We start from the raw sequence: 4,952 nt of genomic DNA, 5'->3' as shown, positions 1-4,952 counted from the left end.
CAGGAAAAAGAGATGAAAGTCTAGGCCGTGCAAATTTGACACTTAGTTTTGCCAAACCCGTCAAATTAGCTGAGTATGTGGCAGGATGTATTCTGAACTATATGGTAAGTGTCTCCCCTCCTATTCGAGACGGCGCTTTAGGCGATCGCCAAAATCCCTATATTATTCCTCATTAACGGTTAACTCGATCGGGGGAAGATCGCCCGCAGGGAGATGCACTTCACCAATGATGGCACTTTGGGTATAGCCTAAATTTTGCAGGAGTTTCAAGCATTCTTCTGCTTGAGGATGGGGAATCCCAGCCACTAATCCCCCAGACCATTGAGGATCGAATAAGAGGGGATAGACAGGATGGGAATCAAAGCTAGACGCATTTTGCAGATAGGAAATAGGTTCACTAAGCGTTGTCGAAGTACTGGAAGTATTTTCCTGATGGAGTGGACTCGATCGCACGTGGCGCAAACTCTCTAAAGTCCCTTCTAAAACGGGTAGAGTATCCAAATTTAAGCTAATACTCACCGATGTATGGTTGATCAGGGTCGTCAGATGTGACAATAAACCCAAATTGCCTACTGCTGTGCAAGCAGTAGCGCCAGTTTCCAGAAAGGTTAGGGATGCTGGATAATTGGATTGAATCATTGAGGCGATCGCCCCTTCTAACCATCGTCCCTTACTTTTATACTGCTCTTGAGCTGTCATCAGAGCGCCAACACCCAAGGGTTTCGTCAAAATCAACACTTGTCCGGGTTGTAACTTGGGCGGATACAAGACCGGTTCGGGATCGACATACCCTTGAGTAGAAAATCCCAGGGATAAGCACGGCCCCAGGGAAGCGCGACATCCCACTAACTGAGTTTGACTGATCGTTAGCGCTTGCAGAACACCTGAGAGCAGTTGATAGAGGGTTTCTTCCTGTTGCGTAGGAAGACTATTGGGTAATTCTATCCAACCTAAAACACTGTGGGGATTTGCTCCCTTGGCCAAGATGGGATTTAAGCAATGGTGAGTCGCCAATATGCCGAATAAATACGGATCTCGCAGGCTATCTGTGAGTAAATCCATACTTTTAATTAGGAGACCCGGGGTCACGGAGGATAAGGCCAAATTGTCCCCAGGGTTTTCGATCTCGATTAAGGACTCTAATTTGGGATTGTCGGTAATTACCCGCTTCAGCACTGAGGATAGGCGCTCTGGGGGAATGGGAATTGGGGCCAAGGAGGGATGAGTAGGCGATCGCCCAAAGTCCTCGAATTGAGCCATAAATCGGCGATCGATCCAGTCCTTCCAGCGCCACAGTAAAGGGTTAGGGCCCAATCCCCATTTACCCCAAGAGGCGATCGCCTTTCCATCTCCCGTACCAATGAGTCCTAAAATTTGCTTTTGCGGGCGATAGGGTTTCGGTGCTTTCCCTAAAACAGCTTGTTTCAAATTCTCATATAACGGCTGACCTTGACGCACTGCAAACACCCCTGCCTTGGGCCGCGTATAGTTCACCATGGTGGCAATATCACCAGCAGCAAATACTTGGGGATGGGAAATGGACTGTAGAGAATCCTTAACTAAAATAAAACCATCGGTATCCGTTGCTAAACCAGCGGCCTTTAACCAGGGAGGAGCTGAAGCTTGAGTCACCCAAAACACGCGATCGCACTCTAGAGTAAATCCAGACTGACACTGAAGACCCTGCTCGGAAACTTGGGTTACCCGTTCCCCCAAATGCAGTTGAATATCCCGACGACCCATTAACTGGGCGATGCGTTTGCGCACCACTCGGTTATGGGAGGACATAATTTCTTGCCCTTGATGGAACAGATGAATTTCGGGAAACGAAGCCGTATACATGACAAAAGAGGCATCAATATTCCGCATTCCTCCCGTAGCTTGACGGCAGACAAATAGTCCCTGTTGCATCGTGAGTGCTAACTCAACGCCCCCTGCACCTCCACCCACAATGGCTAGTTTTAAAGGGTGGGTAGGATGGCGAGCAAAGCTTTCTATGGTCTCTCGCCAATGGTTGAGGAACTGGGAAACCGGTTTAGCGGGAATGGCGTAGTGATTAGCTCCAGGAACCTGAATCTGGTTAGGGGTACTCCCAATATCAATGGAGAGCAGGTCAAAGCGGACAGGGGGACGGTGAGCGCAGAGAACTTGATTGCGTTTGAGATCGAGACCAATGGCACGATCTTGATAGAGTTGGGCCCGGGCAAATTGACAGAGATGATGTAGATCGATATGGGTTTGGTCAAAGCTGTAGAATCCAGCAATATGGCCCGGTAGCATCCCAGAATAGGGGGTGTGCAGGGTATCAACGATCAGGGTGAGACGGACCCCAGGAAGGGGATTGAGGGCAAATTGGCGAAGGGCGATCGCATGGGCGTGTCCTCCTCCAATCAAGACAATTTCTTTGCTTAGGGTCTGGGCCATGGGTTTATTTTTTTCTGCACCGAGGAAACCTACACCATCTTTGGGATTTTACCGCAAGTGCATCCCTATTCTGATCTATCAAGTGATAAAAGTCTTCACGTTTTAAGAGCGGGTTTCTGGCGCTGTAGGGGATTCATTCTCACTTCTAGCCATTTAAACCCAAAGGAAGATAGGGTGGTTAGCACGAGATACATTAAAGCTACGGCTAAGTAAACTTCAAAGGATCGATAGGTGATGGCTACCATTAATTGACCTTGGCGGAATAGTTCCTCAAATCCAATAACAGCGACTAAACTGGTATCTTTGACTAAGGTAATAAATTCGTTACCTAGAGGGGGTAACATGCGACGTAAGGCTTGGGGAAAAATCACGTCTTGCATGGTTTGTAGGGGACTCATGCCTAGGGATTGAGAGGCTTCCCATTGACCTTTATCAATGGATTCAATGCCCCCGCGCATAATTTCGGCTAAGTAGGCGGCACTATTTAAGCTTAAGGCTAAGACGGCTGCGGGAAAGCGATCGAAGCTAAACTCTAACCCTAATTCTTTGAATAAACCGGGGAAACCGAAGTAGATCATAAACAGTTGGACGAGCATGGGAGTACCCCGGAAAAAGTCTACATAAATGCGGCAGAGTAGGCGCAAGGGTTTGTAGGGGGAAATTAGGGCGATCGCCACTAGCGTACCTCCGATTAACCCAAAAGCGAAAGCCAGAGCAGTGAGTAATAAGGTAATCGTCGAGCCTTGAATTAAATTAGCAAACAGTTTTCCCCAATCAAAAACAATCACTTCTTGGGTTTCTAAGGCAGGGGGAACGAGGGGTAATTCCGGGGGTTCCCCTGCAAACCAAGTTTGATAAATGGCGCGATAACGACCATCCTGAATCAGTAACTCCAGAGCATTATTAATGTCATTTAAGTAGGGAGAATCTTTAGGCATAGCAATGCCATAATATTCTTCTGTGACTAATTCACCCACGACTTTCACGCCTTGTAATCCAGCTTGTCTTATGGCGTATAAAGTCACCGGCCCATCATTAACTACAGCATCCACTTTGCCATTAATCAGTTCTTGTAGAGCTAAAGAGGCCGAGTCAAAAGAACTGATATTTGCCCCTTCGATGGTACTGGCTTCCTGGGCCCCAGTGCTACCAATTTGAACGGCTATTTGTTTGCCTTCTAAATCAGAAAAATTTTTAATGCTGGTATTATCCTCTTGCACCGCTATGGCTAAACCTGCCTTAAAATAAGGACGAGAAAAGGATACAGTTTGCGCTCGTTCTGCGGTGATCGTGATGCCACTAATCGCCGCATCCATAGTTTTCGACTGGAGAGCGGGAATAATGCCATCAAAGGGTAAACTGACAAATTCGATATTCAGTTCAGCCGCTTCGCCAATGGCTGTCATTAAATCAATATCAAATCCACTTAACTCTCCGGTTGCTTGGTCTTGCATTTCAAAGGGGGGAAAGGTGGGTTCTGTCGCCACCTGGAGGGTTGGTGCAGAGGATTGGGCGAAAGTTGATAAACTGGTGAAGATGACCACGAGCAGACAACTGGCGATCGCCAGAAAAACTTGAATTTTGCGCTTCAACCACTTACTCCCCATCATTGTCAGGCCTCTTTTCTCCATAAAACCACATCAGAGTGTTGATTAGTATCAACGGTTGCTTGGTGAATAAAAGTAATGCTGGATACACTTTAGGGGGATTGAGTTTAGATACTCTAAACTCAATCCCCCTAAAGATGGTTCAAAAACGATGGTTAATTCAGCAACTCCCGTAATGGCATGTGAAGACTTGCATAAAAGTTTTGACGACCTTGAAGTGCTAAAAGGGGTAACGACCACTTTATCTGAAGGGGATGTGGTTTCGGTAATTGGCCCTTCTGGATGTGGCAAGACAACCTTTTTACGGTGCTTAAATCGTCTAGAGTCTATTAATAAAGGACGCTTAGAGGTGATGGGGATCGATCTGTCCCATGCGCAAGTCAGTCAAGCGACGCTGCGTCAACTCCGAAGTCGAGTGGGGATGGTCTTTCAGCACTTCAATCTGTTTCCCCATTTAACGGTTTTACAAAACTTGATGCTTGCCCCTCTGAAGGTTTTAAAACAGTCGGAATCAGAAGGTCGAGAGCGAGCAATCCATTACTTAGAAAAGGTGGGTTTAGGCAATAAAGCTCAGTTTTATCCAGAACAACTTTCAGGGGGACAAAAACAACGGGTGGCGATCGCCCGTAGCTTGTGCATGAACCCTAGTATTCTCCTGTTTGACGAACCCACTAGTGCCCTCGATCCAGAGTTGGTTGGGGAAGTTCTCAGCGTCATGAAGCAATTGGCTCAAGAGGGAATGACTATGGTTGTGGTGACCCATGAAATGCAGTTTGCGCGGGAAGTTTCTAATAAAGTTTTGTTCTTCCACCAAGGCATTATCGAAGAATCTGGCGATCCTCAAGAGCTATTTTCCCAACCAAAGAGCGATCGCCTGAAATCCTTTCTCAGTCGAATCAATCAATAATACAGCGTTTTGGG

Annotated in this window: 3 protein-coding genes; 1 reads left to right on the top strand and 2 read right to left on the bottom strand. The window is 46.9% G+C overall.

Features of this window, described 5'->3' with window-relative positions; translation table 11 throughout:
• Positions 1-162: 162 nt before the first annotated feature.
• Positions 163-2,424: a selenide, water dikinase SelD gene (selD, locus tag AC3A14_RS16675; protein WP_318735739.1), complete on the bottom strand. Its 2,262-nt coding sequence runs from the start codon at positions 2,422-2,424 to the stop codon at positions 163-165.
• A 95-nt stretch (positions 2,425-2,519) separates the two neighbouring features.
• A complete protein-coding gene (locus AC3A14_RS16670) occupies positions 2,520-4,034 on the bottom strand; it encodes an ABC transporter permease subunit (RefSeq protein ID WP_318735736.1) in 1,515 nt (504 codons plus the stop codon).
• 148 nt (positions 4,035-4,182) lie between these two features.
• Here AC3A14_RS16670 and AC3A14_RS16665 point away from each other — a divergent pair, with 148 nt between their 5' ends.
• A complete protein-coding gene (locus tag AC3A14_RS16665) occupies positions 4,183-4,938 on the top strand; it encodes an amino acid ABC transporter ATP-binding protein (protein ID WP_318698653.1) in 756 nt (251 codons plus the stop codon).
• Positions 4,939-4,952: the final 14 nt, after the last annotated feature.

It is taken from the genome of Roseofilum sp. (assembly GCF_982964205.1).
This window is presented reverse-complemented; position numbering and strand designations above follow the sequence as displayed.